The organism is uncultured Streptococcus sp. (assembly GCF_902463925.1).
GTDB lineage: Bacteria > Bacillota > Bacilli > Lactobacillales > Streptococcaceae > Streptococcus.
The window spans coordinates 69114-90302 of the sequence record NZ_CABQHE010000001.1; the positions used below are offsets into that span (position 1 = coordinate 69114).

General features: G+C 42.1%; 21 protein-coding genes and 1 pseudogene. 15 read left to right on the plus strand and 7 right to left on the minus strand.

Annotated features, from left to right (window positions below):
* Window positions 1-2: 2 nt before the first annotated feature.
* The 3 genes and pseudogenes from thrS to RDY04_RS00195 all read left to right on the plus strand — a co-directional run.
* Complete coding sequence (thrS, locus tag RDY04_RS00185; protein ID WP_303952578.1) at window positions 3-1949, plus strand: threonine--tRNA ligase; 1947 nt, start codon at window positions 3-5, stop codon at window positions 1947-1949.
* Between the two features lie 49 nt (window positions 1950-1998).
* A complete protein-coding gene (locus RDY04_RS00190; RefSeq protein ID WP_303952580.1) occupies window positions 1999-2937 on the plus strand; it encodes an alpha/beta fold hydrolase in 939 nt (312 codons plus the stop codon).
* Between the two features lie 29 nt (window positions 2938-2966).
* Window positions 2967-3482: pseudogene (locus RDY04_RS00195) on the plus strand (DUF3114 domain-containing protein); the annotation flags it as partial.
* On the opposite strand, the gene RDY04_RS00200 reads toward RDY04_RS00195, so the two are convergent.
* Window positions 3469-3708 carry a PBECR4 domain-containing protein gene (locus RDY04_RS00200; protein WP_303953208.1) on the minus strand — a complete coding sequence of 80 codons (240 nt, stop codon included), beginning with the start codon at window positions 3706-3708 and terminating at the stop codon, window positions 3469-3471. The pseudogene RDY04_RS00195 and the gene RDY04_RS00200 overlap by 14 nt on opposite strands.
* Window positions 3709-3983: 275 nt before the next feature.
* Here RDY04_RS00200 and RDY04_RS00205 point away from each other — a divergent pair, with 275 nt between their 5' ends.
* The gene (locus tag RDY04_RS00205; RefSeq protein WP_295495721.1) at window positions 3984-4163 is read left to right on the plus strand and encodes a hypothetical protein; all 180 of its coding nucleotides are present in this window, start codon (window positions 3984-3986) and stop codon (window positions 4161-4163) included.
* A 71-nt stretch (window positions 4164-4234) separates the two neighbouring features.
* On the opposite strand, the gene RDY04_RS00210 is transcribed toward RDY04_RS00205, so the two are convergent.
* The 5 genes from RDY04_RS00210 to RDY04_RS00230 all read right to left on the minus strand — a co-directional run bounded on the left by RDY04_RS00210 (window position 4235) and on the right by RDY04_RS00230 (window position 8211).
* Window positions 4235-4426 (minus strand): PspC domain-containing protein, encoded by a 192-nt coding sequence (locus RDY04_RS00210; protein WP_002886147.1) that lies wholly within the window; start codon window positions 4424-4426, stop codon window positions 4235-4237.
* A gap of 56 nt (window positions 4427-4482) precedes the next feature.
* Complete coding sequence (locus RDY04_RS00215) at window positions 4483-5160, minus strand: hemolysin III family protein (protein WP_295495726.1); 678 nt, start codon at window positions 5158-5160, stop codon at window positions 4483-4485.
* Window positions 5153-5602, minus strand: coding sequence for a DUF1836 domain-containing protein (locus RDY04_RS00220; RefSeq protein ID WP_303952584.1), 450 nt, complete (start codon window positions 5600-5602; stop codon window positions 5153-5155). The genes RDY04_RS00215 and RDY04_RS00220 overlap by 8 nt, the downstream gene beginning before the upstream one ends.
* 166 nt (window positions 5603-5768) lie before the next feature.
* Window positions 5769-7043, minus strand: coding sequence for a hydroxymethylglutaryl-CoA reductase, degradative (locus RDY04_RS00225; RefSeq protein ID WP_303952586.1), 1275 nt, complete (start codon window positions 7041-7043; stop codon window positions 5769-5771).
* A 1-nt stretch (window position 7044) separates the two neighbouring features.
* Complete coding sequence (locus tag RDY04_RS00230) at window positions 7045-8211, minus strand: hydroxymethylglutaryl-CoA synthase (RefSeq protein WP_295495735.1); 1167 nt, start codon at window positions 8209-8211, stop codon at window positions 7045-7047.
* A gap of 331 nt (window positions 8212-8542) precedes the next feature.
* Between RDY04_RS00230 and RDY04_RS00235 the strand changes: the two genes are divergently transcribed.
* From RDY04_RS00235 to RDY04_RS00275, 9 genes are all read left to right on the plus strand, one after another.
* Window positions 8543-9403: a thymidylate synthase gene (locus RDY04_RS00235; protein WP_303952589.1), complete on the plus strand. Its 861-nt coding sequence runs from the start codon at window positions 8543-8545 to the stop codon at window positions 9401-9403.
* Between the two features lie 108 nt (window positions 9404-9511).
* On the plus strand, window positions 9512-10015 hold the full coding sequence (locus tag RDY04_RS00240) for a dihydrofolate reductase (RefSeq protein ID WP_303952590.1): 504 nt from the start codon (window positions 9512-9514) through the stop codon (window positions 10013-10015).
* A 4-nt stretch (window positions 10016-10019) separates the two neighbouring features.
* Window positions 10020-10190 (plus strand): hypothetical protein, encoded by a 171-nt coding sequence (locus tag RDY04_RS00245; RefSeq protein ID WP_002886174.1) that lies wholly within the window; start codon window positions 10020-10022, stop codon window positions 10188-10190.
* 17 nt (window positions 10191-10207) lie between these two features.
* Window positions 10208-11434, plus strand: coding sequence for an ATP-dependent Clp protease ATP-binding subunit ClpX (gene clpX, locus RDY04_RS00250; RefSeq protein WP_295496835.1), 1227 nt, complete (start codon window positions 10208-10210; stop codon window positions 11432-11434).
* Between the two features lie 9 nt (window positions 11435-11443).
* Window positions 11444-12043 (plus strand): ribosome biogenesis GTP-binding protein YihA/YsxC, encoded by a 600-nt coding sequence (gene yihA, locus RDY04_RS00255; RefSeq protein WP_303952606.1) that lies wholly within the window; start codon window positions 11444-11446, stop codon window positions 12041-12043.
* Window positions 12044-12175: 132 nt separating this feature from the next.
* Window positions 12176-13552 (plus strand): amino acid permease, encoded by a 1377-nt coding sequence (locus RDY04_RS00260; RefSeq protein ID WP_303952607.1) that lies wholly within the window; start codon window positions 12176-12178, stop codon window positions 13550-13552.
* Between the two features lie 11 nt (window positions 13553-13563).
* The gene (gene mmuM / locus RDY04_RS00265) at window positions 13564-14514 is read left to right on the plus strand and encodes a homocysteine S-methyltransferase (protein WP_303952608.1); all 951 of its coding nucleotides are present in this window, start codon (window positions 13564-13566) and stop codon (window positions 14512-14514) included.
* A 112-nt stretch (window positions 14515-14626) separates the two neighbouring features.
* On the plus strand, window positions 14627-14881 hold the full coding sequence (locus RDY04_RS00270) for a DUF1912 family protein (protein ID WP_002886199.1): 255 nt from the start codon (window positions 14627-14629) through the stop codon (window positions 14879-14881).
* Between the two features lie 74 nt (window positions 14882-14955).
* A complete protein-coding gene (locus tag RDY04_RS00275) occupies window positions 14956-15315 on the plus strand; it encodes a helix-hairpin-helix domain-containing protein (RefSeq protein WP_303952611.1) in 360 nt (119 codons plus the stop codon).
* A 117-nt stretch (window positions 15316-15432) separates the two neighbouring features.
* Here RDY04_RS00275 and plsY read toward each other — a convergent pair whose 3' ends face one another.
* Window positions 15433-16074: a glycerol-3-phosphate 1-O-acyltransferase PlsY gene (plsY, locus tag RDY04_RS00280; RefSeq protein ID WP_303952613.1), complete on the minus strand. Its 642-nt coding sequence runs from the start codon at window positions 16072-16074 to the stop codon at window positions 15433-15435.
* Between the two features lie 137 nt (window positions 16075-16211).
* On the opposite strand from plsY, the gene parE reads away from it, so the two are divergent.
* Together parE and parC are read left to right on the plus strand one after the other, a co-directional pair.
* Entirely contained in the window at window positions 16212-18161 is a 1950-nt protein-coding gene (gene parE, locus RDY04_RS00285; RefSeq protein WP_303952615.1) for a DNA topoisomerase IV subunit B, read from the plus strand.
* 491 nt (window positions 18162-18652) lie between these two features.
* The gene (parC, locus tag RDY04_RS00290) at window positions 18653-21109 is read left to right on the plus strand and encodes a DNA topoisomerase IV subunit A (RefSeq protein ID WP_303952617.1); all 2457 of its coding nucleotides are present in this window, start codon (window positions 18653-18655) and stop codon (window positions 21107-21109) included.
* Window positions 21110-21189 lie beyond the last annotated feature (80 nt).

A 21189-nucleotide genomic window follows, 5' to 3' on the forward strand; every position in this document is an offset into this window, starting at 1 on the left:
TTATGATTAACATTACTTTCCCAGATGGCGCTGTTCGTGAATTCGAATCTGGCGTGACAACTTTTGAAATTGCACAATCTATCAGCAACTCTTTGGCTAAGAAAGCTCTTGCTGGTAAATTTAACGGCAAATTGATTGACACAACTCGTGTGATCACTGAAGATGGAAGCATCGAAATCGTGACACCTGATCACGAAGACGCTCTTCCAATCTTGCGTCATTCAGCGGCTCACTTGTTTGCCCAAGCAGCTCGTCGCCTTTTCCCAGATATTCATTTGGGTGTTGGTCCAGCTATCGAAGATGGTTTCTACTACGATACTGACAATGAAGCTGGTCAAATTTCTAACGAAGACCTTCCTCGTATCGAAGAAGAAATGAAGAAAATCGTTAAAGAAAACTTCCCATCAATCCGTGAAGAAGTGACTAAGGATGAAGCGCGTGAAATCTTCAAAAACGATCCTTACAAATTGGAATTGATTGAAGAACACTCAGAAGACGAAGGTGGTTTGACTATCTACCGTCAAGGTGAATACGTTGACCTCTGCCGTGGCCCTCACGTGCCATCAACTGGTCGTATCCAAATCTTCCACCTCTTGAATGTTGCGGGTGCTTACTGGCGTGGAAATAGTGACAATGCCATGATGCAACGTATCTATGGTACAGCTTGGTTCGACAAAAAAGATCTTAAAACATACCTTAAACGTCTCGAAGAAGCTAAAGAACGTGACCACCGTAAACTTGGTAAAGAACTTGATTTGTTCATGATTTCTCAAGAAGTCGGTCAAGGTCTTCCATTCTGGTTGCCAAATGGTGCGACTATCCGTCGTGAGTTGGAACGCTACATTGTGGACAAGGAAGTCGCTGCGGGCTACCAACACGTTTATACGCCACCAATTGCATCTGTTGAACTTTATAAAACTTCAGGTCACTGGGATCATTACCGTGAAGACATGTTCCCTCCAATGGATATGGGAGATGGAGAAGAATTTGTCCTTCGTCCAATGAACTGCCCACACCACATCGAAGTCTACAAACACCATGTTCACTCTTATCGTGAATTGCCAATCCGTATCGCTGAAATCGGTATGATGCACCGTTACGAAAAATCAGGTGCTTTGACAGGTCTTCAACGTGTCCGTGAAATGTCACTTAACGATGGACATACCTTCGTTGCTCCAGAACAAATCGAAGACGAATTCAAGAAAATCCTTCAATTGATCATCGATGTTTATGAAGATTTCAACTTGACGGATTACCGTTTCCGTTTGTCTTATCGTGACCCTGCAGATAAGCACAAATACTTTGACAACGATGAGATGTGGGAAAATGCCCAACGCATGTTGAAAGCAGCTGTTGATGATATGGGTGTTGAATACTACGAAGCCGAAGGAGAAGCAGCCTTCTATGGACCAAAATTGGATATCCAAGTTAAGACTGCTCTTGGTAAGGAAGAAACTCTTTCTACTATTCAGTTGGACTTCTTGCTTCCAGAACGTTTTGACCTTCACTACATCGGAGCTGATGGTGAAGAACACCGTCCAGTCATGATTCACCGTGGGGTTATCTCAACAATGGAACGCTTTACAGCTATCCTTATTGAAAACTATAAAGGAGCCTTCCCAACTTGGTTGGCACCTCAACAAGTGACTGTTATTCCAGTTTCAAATGAAGCCCACACAGATTACGCTTGGGAAGTTGCTAAACAACTTCGTGACCGTGGTATCCGTGTTGAAGTGGATGAACGTAACGAGAAAATGCAATACAAGATTCGTGCGTCTCAAACACAAAAAATCCCTTACCAATTGATTGTTGGTGATAAGGAAATGGAAGACGGAACTGTTAACGTTCGTCGCTATGGACAAAAACAGACACACACTGAAACTGTGTCAGAATTTGTAGAAAATATCCTTGCTGATATTGCTCGCAAATCACGCCCAGATGCCGAATAAATTAGAAAGTCGGTTAGCTAAGCTAGCTGACTTTTTAGTAGGATAAACTATGCACGTTTTTAGGAAAAGACTTTTATTTCTGCTGGGAGCAGTTCTAGTCTTGTTACCGGCTAGTTTTACTTACCATAGATTGGCCTTGCAAAGAGAGAAGGTTTCTCTCAACCCTATGGGACAAATGGTGTTTGTCAATGGCCATGAAATGAGCGTCTTTGTAAAGGGGAAGGGGTCACAAACTCTAGTTTTTCTTTCTGGTGCTGGAACAGCCTCTCCCATTCTAGATTTTAAAGACTTGTATGATGGGCTTTCGAAGCAGTATAAGATAGTCATTGTTGAAAGGGCTGGCTATGGTTACAGTGAGGACACGTCTAAGTCCCGAGATGTTTCTGAGGTTCTTTCAGAGACACGTCAAGCCCTAGCCAAAGCCCATGTATCGGGTCCTTACATTATCCTTTCTCATTCTATGGCCTCCTTAGAGACACTTTTGTGGCAGGAAAAATACCCTAGTGAAGTGAAAGGGATCATTGGCTTAGATTGGGCCCTACCAGAAAGTTATGCTCATTTAAAAATGCACCCTCAGATCTTACGTATGGCTCATTGGGGAAGTCAATTAGGCTTATTAAGGTATTTACCGAGTCGCTTATATGTACCTAATACCAATCTCAGTAGTAGTGACCGCCGCCTCTATCAACGGATAGCCTATCGTCAAATTTTGTCAAAGGCTATGTTAAATGAGAGCCTGTCTGTTAAGGAAAATGCGAAAAAGGTTACTTCTAGCATCGATTCACATATTCCAACCTTACTGATGGTCTCTAATGGTGAGGGTACTGGTTTTAGCCAGGAGGACTGGCGGCATTATGCGATTAGCTTTGCAAAGGACCAGAAAAATATCGAAGTGACTTTTTATGATGCTCCGCATTATCTGTATCACTATCAGACCAAAGAGGTAGCAGCAAAGATAGAGGAGTTCATCAAAGAGACGACTGAATGAATTTACATATATTATCGAGGAGGGATGTGATGCTCATTGGTTCAAAAGCCTTTCGACACTTATGGAAGGACTGGCAAAGGGACTACCAACCATTGCAGGTGCTTAAGCTATTGCTAGCTTATATAGGGATGCCAGAGGACTTATCGGGGGAGCTTGAAGAAACCCAACACCTTTTATCTTATTTCGATCCTGACTTGGCACCGCATGATTCCTTCTGGAAGGATGTCGTGAAATTGGTAGATCTGTCTTTTCCTGATGATAGTTTGTCTAAGGATGTTTCTATAGAGCGACAAATCCATCAGCTACGTTACCTGATCTCTAGTCAACAGGCCCAGTATGTGCGGACGCATTATAAAAAGCCAGGGATGACAGATAAAGAAGCTTTGGCTGTCTATCTCAGATGGAAGCCTTTCACCATGTTCGATCAGGGACGTTTGCACCAGAAGGTTTCTATCTGTGATGGCAAGGCGGTTTATCCTGATGGGATTCCAAGTGTTAATCTAAAAATTCTTCTCTATAATCGGATTGAGTTTATTCTGGATAGTCTCCCCTACCTTTAGCAAAGTCATATAGAGTTTCTTTCATCGTCCTATTAACTGGTGATATCCCAGCTAGATGTGCAAAATTCTTTTCTTGGAAATTTACCTCTAGCTTATCAAATTGACCATCAGCATCTTTAAAGACATAGTGAATTTTACTGTCTGCTAGTTCTTGCAAATACCATTGAGCTGTACTTTGCAAGGTTGGCGCAAATAAGTTCAAGTCTTTCATATCCTTAGCTCTAGCCACCCTATAGCCTGGTTTTATATTTGACACACGGGCCCTATCCGTTGTAAAATATAGTTGAGCAATGACAGGAAAATCAGGTTGTGGTTCATCCACAACAGGCTGCGATGCTGTCCTTGGAGATTCTTTTCCTAAATAATCGGAAGTGCGATGAAATTCGCCCGCATTGCTAGGCTCTTGAGTAATTTCAGGAGTCTTTTTTTCTTGCTCTGGTTTATGGCTTTAAACCGGATCAGACCAAGCAATCAAAGGAGGTTCATATGTCTAAACAACCACAAAACAATAAAGGAACAGTGGTTCTAGGCTCACTAGTCTTTATGGCCTTATACGCCCTAGGTATTTGGCACAATGCTGTCCGAGGAAATATTCCCTTTCTCATTCTTTGGAGTGTTTTACTCCTCATTAATGTCAGCTATTTGATTTTCCGCTTGAGAAAATAAAAAAGAAAGTGATATGGACCTAAATGGTAAGAAATTAGGTCTGTATCACTTTTTATATATTCAATGATAGCTTACCACTTGCTTTCTTCTGGGATAATAATCCAGCAAATGATGTAGAAAAGAAAGCCTGTTCCGAATAAGAAAATCGCTGCAGCCCAAATGAGGCGAATAATGACAGGGTCGATGTCAAGATATTTAGCGATACCAGAACAAACACCGGCAATGATTTTGTTGTTTGGATCTCGTCTGAGTTCTTTTTTCATATGATTTACCTCCGTATGCCTTATTATACCATAACACCTTGAAGTCTAGTATTAGCTTAAGGAAGCATGAAGTAGACGATACCCAGATATTGCAGAGCCGAAGCCAGCATGATGAAGAGGTGCCAAATCATGTGGAAGTATGGCTTTTTCTTAGCGTAGAAAGCTGCACCAACCGTGTATGACAATCCTCCAGCAAGCATGAGTCCCCAAAAGGCAGGCCCTGTCTTAGTGACGATAGCTGGGATAATGAAGATAACCAACCAGCCCATCATCAGATATAGAAAGAGGGAGAATTTTTCATTGATTTTTTTAGCAAAGATTTTATAGAGAATCCCAAAAATCGTTGTTCCCCATTGGAGAATGATGATGCTGTAGCCTAGCCATCCGCCAACCAGTGAGAGGGCAACAGGGGTGTAGCTTCCAGCAATGGCGATATAAATCATGCTGTGGTCAATAATTCTCAGGACCATCTTGTGGGGTGAGTTGTAATCCATGGCATGATAGATAGCTGAGCTCAAGAACATGAGGAAAAGGCTAATAACGAAAACAGCCATCCCAACAGCAGCTATCATGCCGTAGCCATTGTTGGCATGAACAGCAGTAATTGGCAGTAAGACCAGCATGGCCACAGCTCCGACGGCGTGAGTCACACTGTTGGCCACTTCCTCACCAAAGCTAAGTTTTTTACTGAGTTTGAGGTTGGGAGAAGTATTAAAAGTAGCAGTATTAGACATTGTTTCCTCCTTCAAGGTCGTTCAAAAGTTGATGGGTAGCTTGGTAACATTGAAGCGTCTGACAGGCTGAGAGTATGACTTGCGGAGCTTCTTGGGGAAACTGACCATTCATACAGGCTACAAAGTCATTGTAGTAGCTCTTTTGACTTTCAGAATCTGTTCGTAGGATTTCCAAGGTTTTGGCAATCTCAGAAATCTCAAAGACGGTCTTCAGACTAGTGATGACAATAAGTCTAGCTACCTGAGCAGCATTATATTTTTTCTTGATGGGTTTTGCGACATGGCCATGTTTGACATAATTATTGACCATAGAGGCGGTTAGCCCCTTGTCGTTTGGCCCCAAAGTACTTTGGGTGACCTGATTGACATAGAGCAAAACCTGATCCAAATAGAGTTCAATCTCTGGTAATTCTTCCCAGAGAGGGTATTGTTGTGTTGTCAAATTATAAAAACCTCTTTATCTAGTCTCCATAACTAGATTATAACATTATAGAAATTCAAGTCAAGTCAGAATCTGTGAGATATGAAAAAGATGTTGAGATAATATTTCCAACATCTTTATTTTTTATGTGATTAGGCAGAGTGATTTTTTTATTGTTTCTGATCCACTACTTATGGTTTCTGAGTTTCTCCAAAATTGCTTGTGCAGTTTCTTGGTTTATATGTTTGGCCTTGAGAAGTTCAGACAAAACTTGAGGCATTTCTTCAGGACTAGCCCCGGCTAACAAGGCCAGAGATTTGGCTTGGAGTTTCATATGTCCTGCCTGTATTCCTGTTGAAGTCAGAGCTTTGAGAGCAGCCAGATTTTGTGCCAAACCAAGTGAGACGATGATACTGGCTAGCGTTTTAGCATCTGGATGATTAAGCAAGTCATGGGCGATAGAAGCACTAGGGTTAAGTCCGATTGAACCGCCACGGGTTGCGATTGGCATGGGGAGGGTTAATTCTCCCACCAATTCTTTAGCCTCCTGGTCATAAGTCCATGTGGACAGACCTCGGTAGCTACCATCCTTGCTTGCATAGGCATGGCTACCGGCCTCAACTGCTCGCCAATCGTTTCCGGTCGCGATAACTAGCGCATCGATACCATTGAAAATTCCCTTGTTATGGGTAGCTGCTCGGTAAGGGTCCACCTGAGCCAGTTGGCTAGCCATCTCCATTTTCTTGGCTAGGTCATGTGCCTCTTCCTTATTACGACTGAGGAAGCGTGTGCTAAGACGACAAGTCGCTGTCACAAGACTTTCAGTGGCTAGATTTGAGAGAATAGCCATGAGGCTTTGACCTTCTGACAGGTTTTCCAATTCTGGCACCAGGGCTTCCATCATGGTGTTGACCATATTGGCTCCCATGGCTTCTTGGGTATCAACGGCTAGATAGACAATGAGGAAGTCTCCTTTAGTCTCAGTCCAGAGCTTGCGAGGGCCACCCCCACGCTTAACAATAGAAGGGTGAGCCTCTTTGGCAATCTCAATAAGATCCTGACTGGCTGCTTGAATTTTTCTTGAAGCATCATCCTTATCAGGGACGTCAAAGAGGGCAACTTGGCCAATCATTTGACGGTCATGGATTGTAGTCGTGAAACCACCAGAACGCTTAATGAGCTTGCTAGCGTAGGAAGCAGCAGCCACAACTGAAGGTTCCTCGGTAACCATGGGAACTTGATAGGTCACACCATCTACCAATACATCTGGGCAAATGGCAAAGGGGAGTGTAAAGCGACCAATAACATTTTCAGCCATCTGATTGGCGGTTTCAAGGGTAAGTTGTTGGTCCTTATCCAGAAGATCTTGATTTTCCTGAGACAAAAGAGCATTCTTTTTCAAATGCTCTTTACGTTCTTGCGGTGTCTTCTTGGAAAAACCAGTCCAAGAGAGTTTAGTCATATTAATGTCCTTTATAGATACGTTGGTGTTCAGAGATTTCAGCTAAACGGAAAGCTCCGGTTTGGTAATCAGCGAATTGAGTAGAACCAGTGTCATCCAACTGAGCCTCTTCATAGAAAATTTTTTCATAATCAGCAACGCTCAAGTGTTGACGCTTGGCAAAGGTATCTAGGCGGTCCGAACGAAGCAGGTCTTTGTAACCTTCAACCAGACGTCCTGAGAAAATTTCAGAAACAGCTCCAGAACCGTAAGAGAAGAAGCCAATCTTATCTCCGGCTTTAAGGTCTTGCGACTGTTCAAGCAAAGACAGAAGTCCAAGATAGAGTGACCCTGTATAGATGTTTCCAATTTGACGACTATAGGTAATTGAAGCATCAAAGTTGTTTGTCAAACGCTCTTTATTCTCTGGGTTCAAATCTTTTGGAATAATCTTGTTAAGTCCCTTAAGAGCTAGCTTAGGATAAGGAAGGTGGAGACAAAAAGCGGCAAAATCAGCAAAGTCAGCCTGATGGCGTTCTTGATAAGCTGCCCAAGTTGTCTTCAAACTGTCAAGGTACTGCTTGGTTGAATAGATGCCTTGAACATAAGGCGTTGAACTGTAGTTTGGGCGCCAGAAGTCCATGACATCACGAGTTTGCGCCACATTATCATCAGCAAGCTCCAAAATACGTGGATTCTGACTGACTAGCATAGCTACAGCACCAGCTCCCTGAGTTGACTCCCCAGAAGATCCGACACCATAGCGGGCAATATCACTAGCGATAACCAGAACTTTGCTATCTGGGTGAGTTGCCACATGCAACTTAGCATAGTTAAGTCCGGCTGTTGCAGCGTAACAAGCTTCCTTCATTTCAAAAGAACGGGCAAAAGGCTGAATACCTAAAAGACTGTGAACATAGACAGCAGCAGCCTTGGACTGGTCAATGGAAGACTCAGTAGCCACGATGACCATATCGATAGCTTTTTTGTCGTCGTCATTTAAAATATCAGCCGCTGCATCAGAGGCAAGCGTCACGATATCTTCTGTAATCGGCGTAATACTGGTTGCATCAAGCATCAGCCCCTTGCTGAATTTTTCAGGCTCCGCCCCACGGGCAAGAGCGAGATCAGCCATGTTTAGAACATATTGACTGGTCGCAAAACCAATCTTATCAATTCCAATAGACATATGATGTTTCCTTTTTTCTTCATTGTAGAGTATCCAGAAGATACTAATCTATAGTGATTTTACCATAAAAGAGCGCTTTCGCCTTGAAAAAACTTTGATAGTTAGTTATATCTCATTTTTTGATAGGAACTAGGGGATTTTAAACGACTTACTTTTGCAATTCCATAGCTTATATTTCTCATTTACACCAGAATAGGGTAAAATTGAAATGATAATTGGATTTTTGAGACTTTAGACTCAAAAATTTGTCTTTGAACTTCGAAGACGTCCGTAATTACTTAGGAAAGTCTCAAAAAATACTTTGTTTTTAAATGGAATAAAGAGGAAAATCATGACAAAAGCAGACACTATATTTAAAGAAAATATCACTAAAATCATGGAAGAAGGGGTTTGGTCAGAGCAAGCACGTCCTAAATACAAGGATGGCACAACAGCCAATTCCAAATACATCACAGGGTCTTTTGCAGAATATGATTTGAGCAAGGGAGAGTTTCCAATTACGACTCTACGTTCTATCGCTATCAAATCTGCCATCAAAGAAGTGTTTTGGATTTATCAAGACCAGACAAATAGCCTAGATGTTCTTGAAGACAAGTACAATGTTCACTATTGGAATGACTGGGAAGTTGAAGGCGTGTCTGCCAATAATGGAGACAAGCGTTCAATTGGTCAGCGTTATGGAGCGGTTGTTAAAAAGCACGATATTATTAATCGTTTATTGGCACAGTTGCAGGCTAATCCATGGAACCGCCGCAATGTCATTTCCCTTTGGGATTACGAGGCATTCGAGGAGACCGCAGGACTTCAGCCTTGTGCCTTCCAAACCATGTTTGATGTTCGTCGTGTTGGTGAGGACATTTATTTGGACGCCACTTTGACGCAACGTTCTAACGATATGTTGGTGGCTCATCATATTAATGCCATGCAGTATGTGGCTCTTCAGATGATGATTGCCAAGCATTTTGGTTGGAAAGTTGGTAAATTCTTTTATTTCATCAACAACCTCCATATCTATGACAATCAATTTGAGCAAGCCGAAGAACTTCTCAAACGTCAGCCATCTGATTGCCAACCACGCTTGGTTCTCAACGTTCCTGATGGGACTAATTTCTTCGATATCAAACCAGAAGATTTCGAATTGGTTGACTATGATCCTGTTAAACCTCAACTCAAATTTGACTTAGCAATTTAATAAACGTTGATAATTTAAGTCCATAAAGAGCTGGCAAAGTTTTTTCCAAGCTCTTTTTCTCTTTTTTTGTTAGAATGGATTGTAAACGTAAAAAGAAAAGGAAATACTGTGTCTAAACAACTCATTGCTATTTGGGCGGAAGCTCATAACCATGTTATTGGGAAGAATCACACCATGCCTTGGCACTTGCCTGCTGAACTGGCACATTTCAAGAAAACGACCATGGGCTCAGCAATTCTTATGGGACGTGTGACCTTTGATGGCATGAATCGTCGTTGCCTCCCAGGACGTGAAACCCTAATTCTAACAAGAGACAAGGACTTCGACTGTAAGGGTGTAACGACCGTTACGAGTGTTGAGGAAGCCATAGCTTGGTTTGAACAGCAAGATAAGGATCTCTATATTGCTGGTGGTGCTGGTGTCTACAAGGCTTTTGATGGGCATTATGATGCATTCATCAAGACAACTATTGAGGCTGATTTAGAGGGAGACACGTATTTTCCACAACTAGATATGACGGCATTTAAAGAGGTATCACGTGACCGCGTGGCCAAGGATGATAAAAATGCCTACGACTTTAGCATAAGTCGCTATGAAAAAGAAGGAGACTAGGTTCATGCAACGTAGTGTTTTTGGGTTATTTACTGCATTATTGGGGGTGCTTTGTGTGCTCTCTGCCATTCCTGCCTTTCGCAAGAAACGTTATGGGTTAGCAGTTTTTCTCTTTTTAAATGCTTTTACTAACCTTGTCAATACTATTCACGCCTTCTATGGCACCCTATTTTAGAAAAGAGTGAGGAATAAATGGCTGGAAATCGTAATGAAGAAATGGTTTATTGTTCATTTTGTGGCAAAAACCAAGAAGAAGTAAAGAAAATTATTGCTGGGAATGGCGTCTTTATCTGTAACGAATGTGTGGCTTTGTCACAAGAAATCATTCGTGAGGAAATGGCAGAAGAAGTTTTGGCTGACTTGGCCGAAACACCCAAGCCAAAAGAACTTTTGGATATTTTGAACAACTATGTCGTGGGGCAAGATCGTGCTAAACGTGCCTTGGCGGTAGCTGTTTACAATCACTATAAACGTATTAACTTCACAGAAAGTCGTGAAGACAGCGATGTTGATTTGCAAAAATCAAATATTCTCATGATTGGACCAACCGGTTCAGGGAAGACTTTCTTGGCCCAGACTTTGGCTCGTAGCTTGAATGTTCCTTTCGCGATTGCGGATGCGACATCATTGACAGAGGCAGGTTACGTGGGTGAGGACGTGGAAAATATCCTCCTCAAACTGATCCAAGCGGCAGACTTCAATATTGAACGTGCGGAACGTGGGATCATCTATGTCGACGAGATTGATAAGATTGCTAAAAAGGGTGAAAACGTATCAATCACTCGTGACGTTTCTGGTGAAGGAGTTCAACAAGCCCTCTTAAAGATTATCGAAGGAACAGTAGCCAGCGTTCCACCTCAAGGTGGCCGTAAACACCCTAACCAAGAGATGATTCAAATTGATACGAAGAATATTCTCTTTATCGTGGGTGGTGCTTTTGATGGTATCGAAGATATCGTTAAGCAACGTCTTGGTGAGAAAATCATTGGTTTTGGTCAAAATAATAAGGCAATTGATGATGACTCATCATACATGCAGGAAATTGTGGCTGAAGATATTCAAAAATTCGGTCTTATCCCTGAGTTTATCGGACGTTTGCCAGTACTTGCGGCTCTAGAACAGTTAACGGTTGACGACTTGGTTCGTATCTTGACAGAGCCTAGAAATGCCTTGGTTAAACAGTATCAAACCCTCTTGTCTTATGATGGGGTTGAACTTGAGTTTGACCAAGATGCTCTTGAAGCTATTGCAAGTAAGGCGATTGAACGTAAGACCGGTGCGCGTGGGCTTCGCTCTATCATTGAGGAAGTCATGATGGATGTCATGTTTGAAATTCCTAGCCAGGAAGATGTGACTAAGGTTCGTATTACCAAAGAAGCCGTTGACGGTACAGCTGCTCCAGTTTTGGAAACAGCGTAAGGAGGACTTATGGCTGAAGAACAAGTCCTAAATACGCATAACGCTGAGATTTTGCTCAGTGCAGCAAATAAGAGTCACTATCCCCAAGATGAGCTCCCTGAGGTTGCCCTAGCAGGACGGTCGAATGTTGGTAAATCAAGCTTTATCAATACTCTTCTTGGTCGTAAAAACCTAGCACGTACTTCTGGCAAACCAGGAAAAACCCAGTTGCTTAATTTCTACAATATTGACGATAAGCTACGCTTTGTGGATGTGCCAGGTTACGGTTATGCCCGTGTGTCCAAAAAAGAACGTGCCAAATGGGGGAAAATGATTGAGGAGTACCTCGTGACTCGAGACAATCTTCGTGTGGTTGTTAGCTTGGTTGACCTCCGACATGAACCAACTCAAGATGATATCCAAATGTATGAATTTCTTAAGTATTATGAAATTCCAGTTATCGTTGTGGCGACTAAGGCTGACAAGATTCCTCGCGGAAAATGGAACAAGCACGAATCTATTATTAAGAAAAAACTCAATTTTGATAAAAATGACCATTTCATCGTCTTTTCATCTGTCACACGTGACGGTTATGATGAAGCATGGGACACGATATTGGCAGAATTGTAAGAAAAGCTCGGAGAAATCCGAGTTTTTTTCTTGTGATAGTCTTTAACTATCTCTTTGATAGTTTTCACTTATTATCCAAGGAGATGATATTGTGATAAGCTTGTTTTATTACATTTTTTTTTGGAGGAATTTATGGAAAACCATAATTATGAAAATGAGGGTCAGTTCCAACGGAAGATGACTTCTCGACACCTCTTTATGCTCTCGTTGGGTGGTGTCATTGGTACTGGTCTTTTCTTAAGTTCAGGCTATACGATTGCACAAGCAGGCCCTCTTGGTGCGATACTATCTTATCTTGTGGGGGCTATCGTTGTTTACTTGGTCATGCTTTCATTGGGTGAGTTAGCAGTTGCCATGCCAGTAACGGGGTCCTTTCACACCTATGCCACTAAATTTATCAGTCCGGGAACCGGCTTTACGGTAGCTTGGCTTTATTGGATTTGTTGGACGGTTGCCTTGGGAACAGAATTTCTGGGTGCTGCTATGTTGATGCAACGTTGGTTCCCATCAGTTCCGGTTTGGATGTTTGCGGCCTTCTTTGCCTTTGTGATTTTTGGAATTAATGCTTTGAGCGTAAGGTCTTTTGCGGAAGCAGAATCTTTCTTCTCTTCCATAAAGGTTATTGCTATCCTGGTTTTCATTATTCTGGGGCTAGGGGCTATGTTTGGATTGGTGAGTTTTGATGGGCACCATGAGGCCATTATGTTCAAGCACTTGATGGCCAATGGTCTCTTTCCAAATGGTGCTCTTGCTATTGTGTCAGTCATGTTGGCGGTTAACTACGCCTTTTCGGGAACAGAGTTAATCGGTATTGCAGCTGGTGAAACAGATAATCCTAAGGAAGCTGTTCCACGTGCTATTAAAACAACTATTGGCCGTTTGGTTATCTTCTTTGTCTTAACCATTGTGGTCTTGGCTTCGCTTCTTCCAATGAAAGAAGCAGGGGTATCCTCAGCACCTTTTGTTGATGTCTTTGACAAGATGGGGATTCCATTTGCGGCGGACATTATGAATTTTGTTATCCTGACAGCTATTCTTTCTGCTGGGAATTCAGGTCTTTATGCTTCAAGCCGTATGCTTTGGTCTTTGGCCAATGAGGGCATGCTTAATAAAAAGCTAGTGAAAATCAATAAGCATGGTGTTCCAATGACAGCCCTTTTGATTTCCATGGCTGGAGCAGTTTTATCGCTCTTTTCAAGTATCTATGCAGCAGATACGGTTTACCTAGCTTTGGTATCAATCGCTGGATTTGCAGTTGTTGTTGTTTGGCTTTCTATTCCTATGGCACAAATCAACTTCCGTAAACAGTGGAATTTAGAACATTCCGAAGACGAACTGGACTATAAGACACCGTTTAATCCAATCCTCCCTTATATCACAATTGTTCTGTTAGCTATTTCTGTGCTTGGGATTGCTTGGGATAGTTCACAACGTGCGGGACTCTATTTCGGTATTCCTTTCATGATTTTCTGTTACCTTTATCACTACCTTCGCTTTAAAAAATGGTAAGGAGGCCTTTTATGGCAACATTTAAAGATTATTTGGAAAATAATTCTCCCCTTATTCTTCATGGGGCTCTAGGAACAGAGATGGAAGCCTTGGGTTATGATATTTCAGGTAAGCTCTGGTCAGCCAAGTACCTGCTTGAAAAGCCAGAAGTTATTCAAAAAATCCACGAAACCTATGTAGCTGCTGGGGCTGACTTGATTACCACGTCATCTTATCAGGCTACCTTACCTGGATTGGTAGAGGCAGGGCTTACCGAGAAAGCAGCCGAGCAGATTATTGCCCTAACGGTCCAGCTAGCAAAGGCTGCACGTGATAAGGTATGGGTAGCATTAGATGAGACTGAGAAAGCAAAACGACCATATCCTTTGATTTCTGGAGATGTTGGTCCGTACGCAGCTTATTTGGCCAATGGTTCTGAGTACACTGGTGATTATGGTCAGATTACCATCGAGGCTCTCAAGGACTTTCATCGTCCTCGCATTCAAATTCTCCTAGATCAGGGTGTCGATTTGTTGGCTTTGGAAACCATTCCTAATCGTCTGGAAGCACAAGCTTTGATTGAACTTCTGGCTGAAGAATTTCCAGAAGCAGAAGCTTATATCAGTTTTACAGTCCAAGAACCAGGAACTATCAGTGATGGGACTTCTTTAGATGAGATTGCCCAGCTTGTTTCCCAGTCAGACCAAATCTTGGCTCTAGGAATCAACTGTAGTTCGCCTCTGCTGTATAATCAGGCTCTTACTATTCTTAAAAATGCTGGAAAAGCCCTCATTACTTACCCCAACTCAGGTGAGGTTTATGATGGTAGCACGCAGACTTGGAAACCTAAGGATAAGGATGCTCTGACCTTAGTTGAACACAGCAAGGATTGGCATGCTCAGTTTGGGGTGAAGATTTTAGGTGGTTGCTGCCGTACACGTCCAAATGACATTAAAGCCTTATATGCAGAGTTTAGAACCTAGTCAAATTTCTAATTATTTGTTATAATAGGAGACTGTAAGGCTATGAGCTCTACACACTATTAGTAGAAAATGAAGCCAGCGTTAAGCTGGTTTTTAAAATGAAGAGGAAAATATGACCTACGAACAAGAATTTCTAAAAGACTTCGAAGCCTGGGTTGTTACCCAAGTTAAAGTAAACGAAACGGCCTTGGCCGCAAGCAAGAAAATCTGGGAAGAAGATGGCGATGAGCGTGCACGTGATGCAAGTTACCGTTATGAAGCAAAATTGGATGCTTACAATTTCCTAATTGGCAAGTTTGCCAACTATCGTGCTGGCAAAGGTTTCCATGATATGCCAGATGGCTTGTTCGGGGAACGTCACTATTAATAGAGGATGGAAAAGAAAATGGCGACAATACTTTATGGAAAGATGTCGTCGATTAAAATAGGAGAATACTAAACATGGCTAAAGTAAAAAATAAAAAGAAAGCTTTTAAACACCGTTTGAAAAAACAAGGACTTTTCAATAATCTTAAAGCCCCTGTTCCACCAGTGCCACCAGTAGCATCACAACCTCTTGCTGAAACTAAGACAGTTGCTAAGGAAGAAGTAGCAGCAAAAGACCTTAGTCTTGAAGCTTTTGCAGAACTTCCAGAAGTTGAAGGTCTTCGTTCAAACCTTGTAGAAACTCTTTACAATGAAGGTTTGACTTCAGCAGAGGCTTTTGCTACTGTGACTGAAGAAGAAGTTCTTGCCCTCAAGGGTGTCGGACCTGCAACAGTTAAAAAATTGAAAGAAAATGGTGTCAACTTTAAAGCTTAAGCCTAAAAAGATCCGAGGTGTAGACTTCGGATCTTTATTCTTTGTCTTGAAGCCGTCAGTTGGTTATCAGAACAAGAAAACCACTAGCTTGGCTAGTGGTCAATAGTAATTAATTATTTATTTCTTGGGATTTTGTTTGGTTAAATTAAGTCCAAAAGGTACCAAGTTTTCTTGATGCCTGCGGATTCGCCCCATATTTTCAGTGTGACGGAAAATAATCACTAAAGCCATGATGATAAGAACAGTACTAAAGATTGGGTCATATCCATCTAGCAATAAGTGGATGGCTGGAAAAATAGCCAAGGTGATTAGCCCAACAACTGCGGCCGTGACACTTGAAAATGAAATCATGCTGGTTAAATAGAGCGTTAAAGCAAAGATCAGGAGTAGGAAGACGCAGTAGAGGGGAGCAAAACCAAGAAGCACCCCAGCACTTGTCGCAACGGCTTTTCCGCCTTTAAATCCTGCAAAGATTGGAAAAACATGCCCGATAATTGCAAAGAAACCAATGATTAGGGGTGATACTTCCGTGACACCCAGCCAAATAGGTAAGAGCACTGCCAAAGTCCCTTTAAGCATATCTACTAAGAATGTGATTGTGCCAGCAGTCTTACCAAGAACACGGAAGGTATTGGTTGTTCCAGTATTTCCAGAGCCATGCTCTCGAAGATTAGTATGAAAGAAAACTTTTCCAATCCAGAGACCAGTCTGAATGGAACCTAGCAAGTAGGCGATAAGGATTAACAGTAAGATTTTCATGAGATAATTATAGCATACAGCCTAGTAATTGACAAAGCTAGTCAGCGTAAAGATATCCTATGAGCTTTCTCGATTTCCTTTGCAAATTCTTTTGAAAACTTATAAAATAATAAGGATGAAAATTTTGGAGGTCACTCTTGGCTAAAAAAGAAATTAATGTAAATAATTATAATGATGATGCCATTCAGGTACTAGAAGGGTTGGATGCGGTTCGCAAGCGCCCAGGAATGTACATTGGCTCAACAGATGGAACAGGACTTCACCACCTAGTTTGGGAGATTGTCGACAATGCGGTCGATGAAGCTCTTTCTGGTTTTGGTGATGTTATCGCTGTTACCCTAAATAAGGATGGTTCCGTTTCTGTTTCTGACTCTGGACGTGGGATGCCGACAGGTATGCATGCTATGGGTAAACCAACGGTTGAAGTTATTTTCACCGTTCTCCATGCGGGTGGTAAATTTGGACAGGGTGGTTATAAGACCTCTGGAGGTCTTCACGGTGTTGGTTCTTCAGTTGTTAATGCACTGTCTAGTTGGCTTGAGGTAGAAATTACCCGTGACGGTAGTGTTTATCGCCAACGTTTTGAAAATGGTGGTCACCCTGTAACAGGGCTTGAAAAGATTGGTAAAGCGCCTAAGTCTAAGACAGGTACAAAAGTTACTTTCATGCCTGATGCAAGCATCTTTTCAACGACTGACTTCAAATTTAACACCATCTCAGAGCGTCTCAAAGAATCAGCCTTCCTTCTTAAGAATGTCACTATGACATTGACAGACTTGCGGGACGAAGAAGAAGTTCGTGAAGAATTCCACTATGAAAATGGGGTTCAAGATTTTGTGTCATACCTGAATGAGGACAAGGAAACGTTGACACCAGTCATCTATATTGATGGAGATCAGCAAGAATTTCATTTAGAGGTAGCCCTTCAGTACAATGACGGTTACTCTGATAATATCCTCTCCTTTGTCAATAATGTCCGTACTAAGGACGGAGGGACCCACGAAACAGGATTTAAGTCTGCCATTACCAAGGCTCTTAATGATTATGCACGTAAGACAGGGCTTCTCAAAGAAAAGGATAAGAACCTCGAAGGGTCGGATTATCGTGAGGGATTGTCAGCAGTTATTTCGCTTTTGGTTCCTGAAGAACACCTTCAGTTTGAAGGACAAACCAAGGACAAACTTGGCTCTCCTTTAGCTCGTCCGATTGTTGATAGTATTGTTTCAGAGCATCTGACTTACTTCCTTATGGAAAATGGAGATTTGGCTTCTAACTTGGTGCGTAAGGCTATCAAGGCCCGTGATGCCCGTGAAGCTGCTAGAAAAGCGCGTGATGCTAGTCGAAATGGTAAGAAAAATAAAAAAGACAAGGGGCTCTTATCAGGGAAACTGACGCCAGCCCAGTCTAAAAATGCTAAAAAAAATGAGCTTTATCTAGTCGAAGGGGATTCTGCCGGTGGATCCGCCAAACAAGGTCGTGATCGTAAATTCCAGGCTATCCTGCCTCTTCGAGGTAAGGTTCTAAACACTGAGAAAGCTAAAATGGCTGACATTCTCAAAAATGAAGAAATCAATACCATGATTTACACTATTGGTGCAGGTGTTGGAGCTGATTTTAACCTTGACGATATCAACTACGACAAGATTATCATCATGACCGATGCCGATACCGATGGGGCTCACATCCAGACCTTACTTCTTACTTTCTTCTATCGTTATATGCGTCCGCTGGTTGAAGCAGGACACGTTTATATCGCTTTGCCTCCTCTTTACAAGATGTCTAAAGGTAAAGGCAAGAAGGAAGTTGTCGAATATGCTTGGACGGATGGGGAACTTGAGGAACTTCGTCAAAAATTTGGTCGTGGAGCTATTCTCCAGCGTTACAAAGGGCTTGGTGAGATGAATGCTGACCAGCTCTGGGAAACAACCATGGATCCTGAGACAAGAACCCTTATCCGAGTAACGATTGATGACCTAGCGCGTGCTGAACGTCGTGTCTCAGTCCTTATGGGAGATAAACCAGCACCACGCCGTCAATGGATCGAAGATAACGTTAAATTTACCTTGGAAGAAATGACAGCGTTTTAGGGAGTGTGAGTGATGGATCTATACTTAGGTTTTCCTTTATTAGTTTTTTGTCCTCAATTTTTCTTGTAATCATCATGAATCGTCGAAGAATTAGACTTTTAGGATTGTATACACCGATAGTATTTCATCTATGCATACTTAAGGTAATTGAATCCAATATTGGAGCCCCAGAAAGTTTTTTAGAGGAAAGCTTTCTCATGATGATTGTACAGGGAAGTATGATTGTCTAAAAAGATGGGGTTTGCCTACAATCATAAAGAGGATGAGAGATGACGGCTTATGCTGAGGAGAAACTCCCTAATCACTGATTCAATAATCTATTTTAAACACTTTAAACTACAGAAAGGGTCGTTTGGTTACTGAATGTAACTGAACACGGGACTAATTTCTTAGGAAAAAAAGATAAATCGCCTTGGCTTCATCGGACCCTGCATCAATTTCCTATTTTTCTACAGAAATTTTCGGCAAGCCGAATCGTCCCTTTGTATCTTATGTCTAATATTCAAAACATGTCCCTTGAGGACATCATGGGGGAGCGTTTTGGACGCTACTCCAAATACATTATTCAGGAGCGTGCGCTTCCTGACATTCGTGACGGTTTGAAACCCGTTCAACGTCGTATTCTTTATTCCATGAATAAGGATGGCAATACCCATGACAAGGGCTATCGTAAATCTGCCAAGTCAGTGGGTAACATTATGGGTAATTTTCACCCACATGGCGATAGTTCCATTTATGATGCCATGGTGCGTATGTCTCAGGACTGGAAGAATCGTGAAATCTTAGTTGAGATGCACGGTAACAACGGTTCTATGGACGGTGATCCACCAGCGGCTATGCGTTATACAGAGGCACGTTTGTCAGAGATTGCTGGCTACCTTCTTCAAGATATTGATAAAAACACCGTTCCTTGGGCTTGGAACTTTGATGATACAGAGAAGGAACCAACAGTTTTACCTGCAGCCTTTCCAAACCTCTTGGTTAATGGTGCTACAGGGATTTCTGCTGGTTATGCCACAGACATTCCACCGCATAATCTGTCAGAAGTCATCGATGCTGTTGTCTACATGATTGACCACCCATCGGCTAAACTGGATAAATTGATGGAATTCTTGCCTGGCCCTGATTTCCCAACAGGGGCTATCATTCAGGGCAAAGATGAGATTCGTAAGGCTTACGAATCTGGTAAGGGCCGCGTCGTTGTGCGCTCACGTACTGAAATTGAACAACTCAAAGGTGGCAAGGAACAAATCATTGTTACTGAGATTCCTTACGATGTCAATAAGGCAGTTCTCGTTAAAAAAATCGATGATGTTCGAGTCAATAACAAGGTTCCAGGCATTGCAGAAGTTCGTGATGAGTCTGACCGTACAGGTTTGCGTATTGCTATCGAACTTAAGAAGGATGCTGACAGCCAAACCATTCTTAACTATCTTTTGAAATATACAGATCTTCAGGTTAACTACAATTTCAACATGGTGGCTATCGACAATTTCACCCCACGTCAAGTGGGCTTGCAAAAGATTTTGTCTAGCTACATTGCCCACCGTCGCGATATTATCGTTGCCCGTTCAAAATTTGATAAGGAAAAAGCCGAAAAACGTCTTCATATTGTTGAAGGATTGATCCGAGTTATCTCTATTTTGGATGAGGTTATCGCTCTTATCCGAGCTTCTGAAAATAAAGCTGATGCTAAGGAAAATCTTAAGGTCAGCTATGATTTTTCAGAAGAACAAGCCGAAGCTATCGTGACCTTGCAACTTTATCGTTTGACTAATACGGATATCGTCACTCTCCAAAATGAGGAAGCCGATCTACGCGAACAAATCGCGACCTTGGCTGCTATCATTGGTGATGAGCGTACCATGTTTAATGTCATGAAACGTGAACTCCGTGACATTAAGAAGAAATTTGGTAATGACCGTCGTTCAGAGTTGCAAGCAGAAACCAAGATCATTGAAATTGATACTGCAAGTTTGATTGTTGAAGAAGAAACCTATGTCAGCATAACTCGTGGTGGTTATGTCAAACGTACAAGCCCACGTTCTTTCAATGCTTCAACGATTGACGAAGTCGGAAAACGTGATGATGATGATTTGATTCTGGTTCAGCAAGCTAAGACGACACAACACCTTTTGATTTTCACTAATCAGGCCAATGTGATTTATCGTCCAATCCATGAGTTACCAGACATTCGTTGGAAGGATTTGGGAGAGCATTTATCACAAACTATCACCAATTTATCTAAGGATGAAGAAGTGCTTTACGCAGAAATCCTGGATGATTTTGAAACGGGTACTTACCTAGCAGCTACCAAGCTAGGTCAGATTAAACGTTTCGAACGCAAGGAATTTACACCTTGGCGTACCTACAAGTCTAAGTCGGTTAAATACGCTAAACTCAAGGATGATAGTGATTTTATTGTCACGGTTACGCCAATTCAATTGGATGATATCATGATTATCACTCAAAAGGGTTATGCTCTTCGCTTTAACGCGTACGAAGTACCAGTAGTTGGTGCCAAGGCAGCAGGTGTTAAGGCAATCAATCTTAAGGATGATGATATCGTTCAGTCCGTTTTTGTGGCAAATACTCAAAGTTTCTACCTTCTGACACAAAGAGTTAGTCTCAAACGTGTAGCTACAGCAGATATTCCACAGGCTAAGCGAGCTGGTCGCGGTCTCCAAGTTCTTCGTGAGCTTAAGACGAAACCACATCGCGTCTTCACTGCGGGTCCAGTCTTTACGGAAAATGCTGGTGGCGAGATAGATCTTCTAGCGACACCAGTGGAAGAGACTCCTCAGACCTTGCTTGTAACAGCTACAACAGGTGAAACGGCAGAGGTTGACTTGTCCCTTCTAAATCTTTCAGACCGGACTAGCAACGGTAATTTCATTGAAGGATTAGCAGACAAAGAAGTCTTTTCTGCCAAGATTATTGAAAAATAAAGATAAGAAAGCTTTGTTCTCTTACTAGAGAGCAGAGTTTTTTTCTTTGATGGGCAAAATAAATGTTTTAAAAAGAATTG

Bases quoted from the DNA above. Each gene is read 5' to 3' on its own strand.
- thrS (WP_303952578.1), top strand. From the start codon at position 3: ATGATTAACATTACTTTCCCAGATGGCGCTGTTCGTGAATTCGAATCT.
- RDY04_RS00190 (WP_303952580.1), top strand. From the start codon at position 1,999: ATGCACGTTTTTAGGAAAAGACTTTTATTTCTGCTGGGAGCAGTTCTA.
- RDY04_RS00200 (WP_303953208.1), bottom strand. From the start codon at position 3,708: ATGAAAGACTTGAACTTATTTGCGCCAACCTTGCAAAGTACAGCTCAA.
- RDY04_RS00205 (WP_295495721.1), top strand. From the start codon at position 3,984: ATGTCTAAACAACCACAAAACAATAAAGGAACAGTGGTTCTAGGCTCA.
- RDY04_RS00210 (WP_002886147.1), bottom strand. From the start codon at position 4,426: ATGAAAAAAGAACTCAGACGAGATCCAAACAACAAAATCATTGCCGGT.
- RDY04_RS00215 (WP_295495726.1), bottom strand. From the start codon at position 5,160: ATGTCTAATACTGCTACTTTTAATACTTCTCCCAACCTCAAACTCAGT.
- RDY04_RS00225 (WP_303952586.1), bottom strand. From the start codon at position 7,043: ATGACTAAACTCTCTTGGACTGGTTTTTCCAAGAAGACACCGCAAGAA.
- RDY04_RS00230 (WP_295495735.1), bottom strand. From the start codon at position 8,211: ATGTCTATTGGAATTGATAAGATTGGTTTTGCGACCAGTCAATATGTT.
- RDY04_RS00235 (WP_303952589.1), top strand. From the start codon at position 8,543: ATGACAAAAGCAGACACTATATTTAAAGAAAATATCACTAAAATCATG.
- RDY04_RS00245 (WP_002886174.1), top strand. From the start codon at position 10,020: ATGCAACGTAGTGTTTTTGGGTTATTTACTGCATTATTGGGGGTGCTT.
- clpX (WP_295496835.1), top strand. From the start codon at position 10,208: ATGGCTGGAAATCGTAATGAAGAAATGGTTTATTGTTCATTTTGTGGC.
- yihA (WP_303952606.1), top strand. From the start codon at position 11,444: ATGGCTGAAGAACAAGTCCTAAATACGCATAACGCTGAGATTTTGCTC.
- RDY04_RS00260 (WP_303952607.1), top strand. From the start codon at position 12,176: ATGGAAAACCATAATTATGAAAATGAGGGTCAGTTCCAACGGAAGATG.
- mmuM (WP_303952608.1), top strand. From the start codon at position 13,564: ATGGCAACATTTAAAGATTATTTGGAAAATAATTCTCCCCTTATTCTT.
- RDY04_RS00270 (WP_002886199.1), top strand. From the start codon at position 14,627: ATGACCTACGAACAAGAATTTCTAAAAGACTTCGAAGCCTGGGTTGTT.
- RDY04_RS00275 (WP_303952611.1), top strand. From the start codon at position 14,956: ATGGCTAAAGTAAAAAATAAAAAGAAAGCTTTTAAACACCGTTTGAAA.
- plsY (WP_303952613.1), bottom strand. From the start codon at position 16,074: ATGAAAATCTTACTGTTAATCCTTATCGCCTACTTGCTAGGTTCCATT.
- parC (WP_303952617.1), top strand. From the start codon at position 18,653: ATGTCTAATATTCAAAACATGTCCCTTGAGGACATCATGGGGGAGCGT.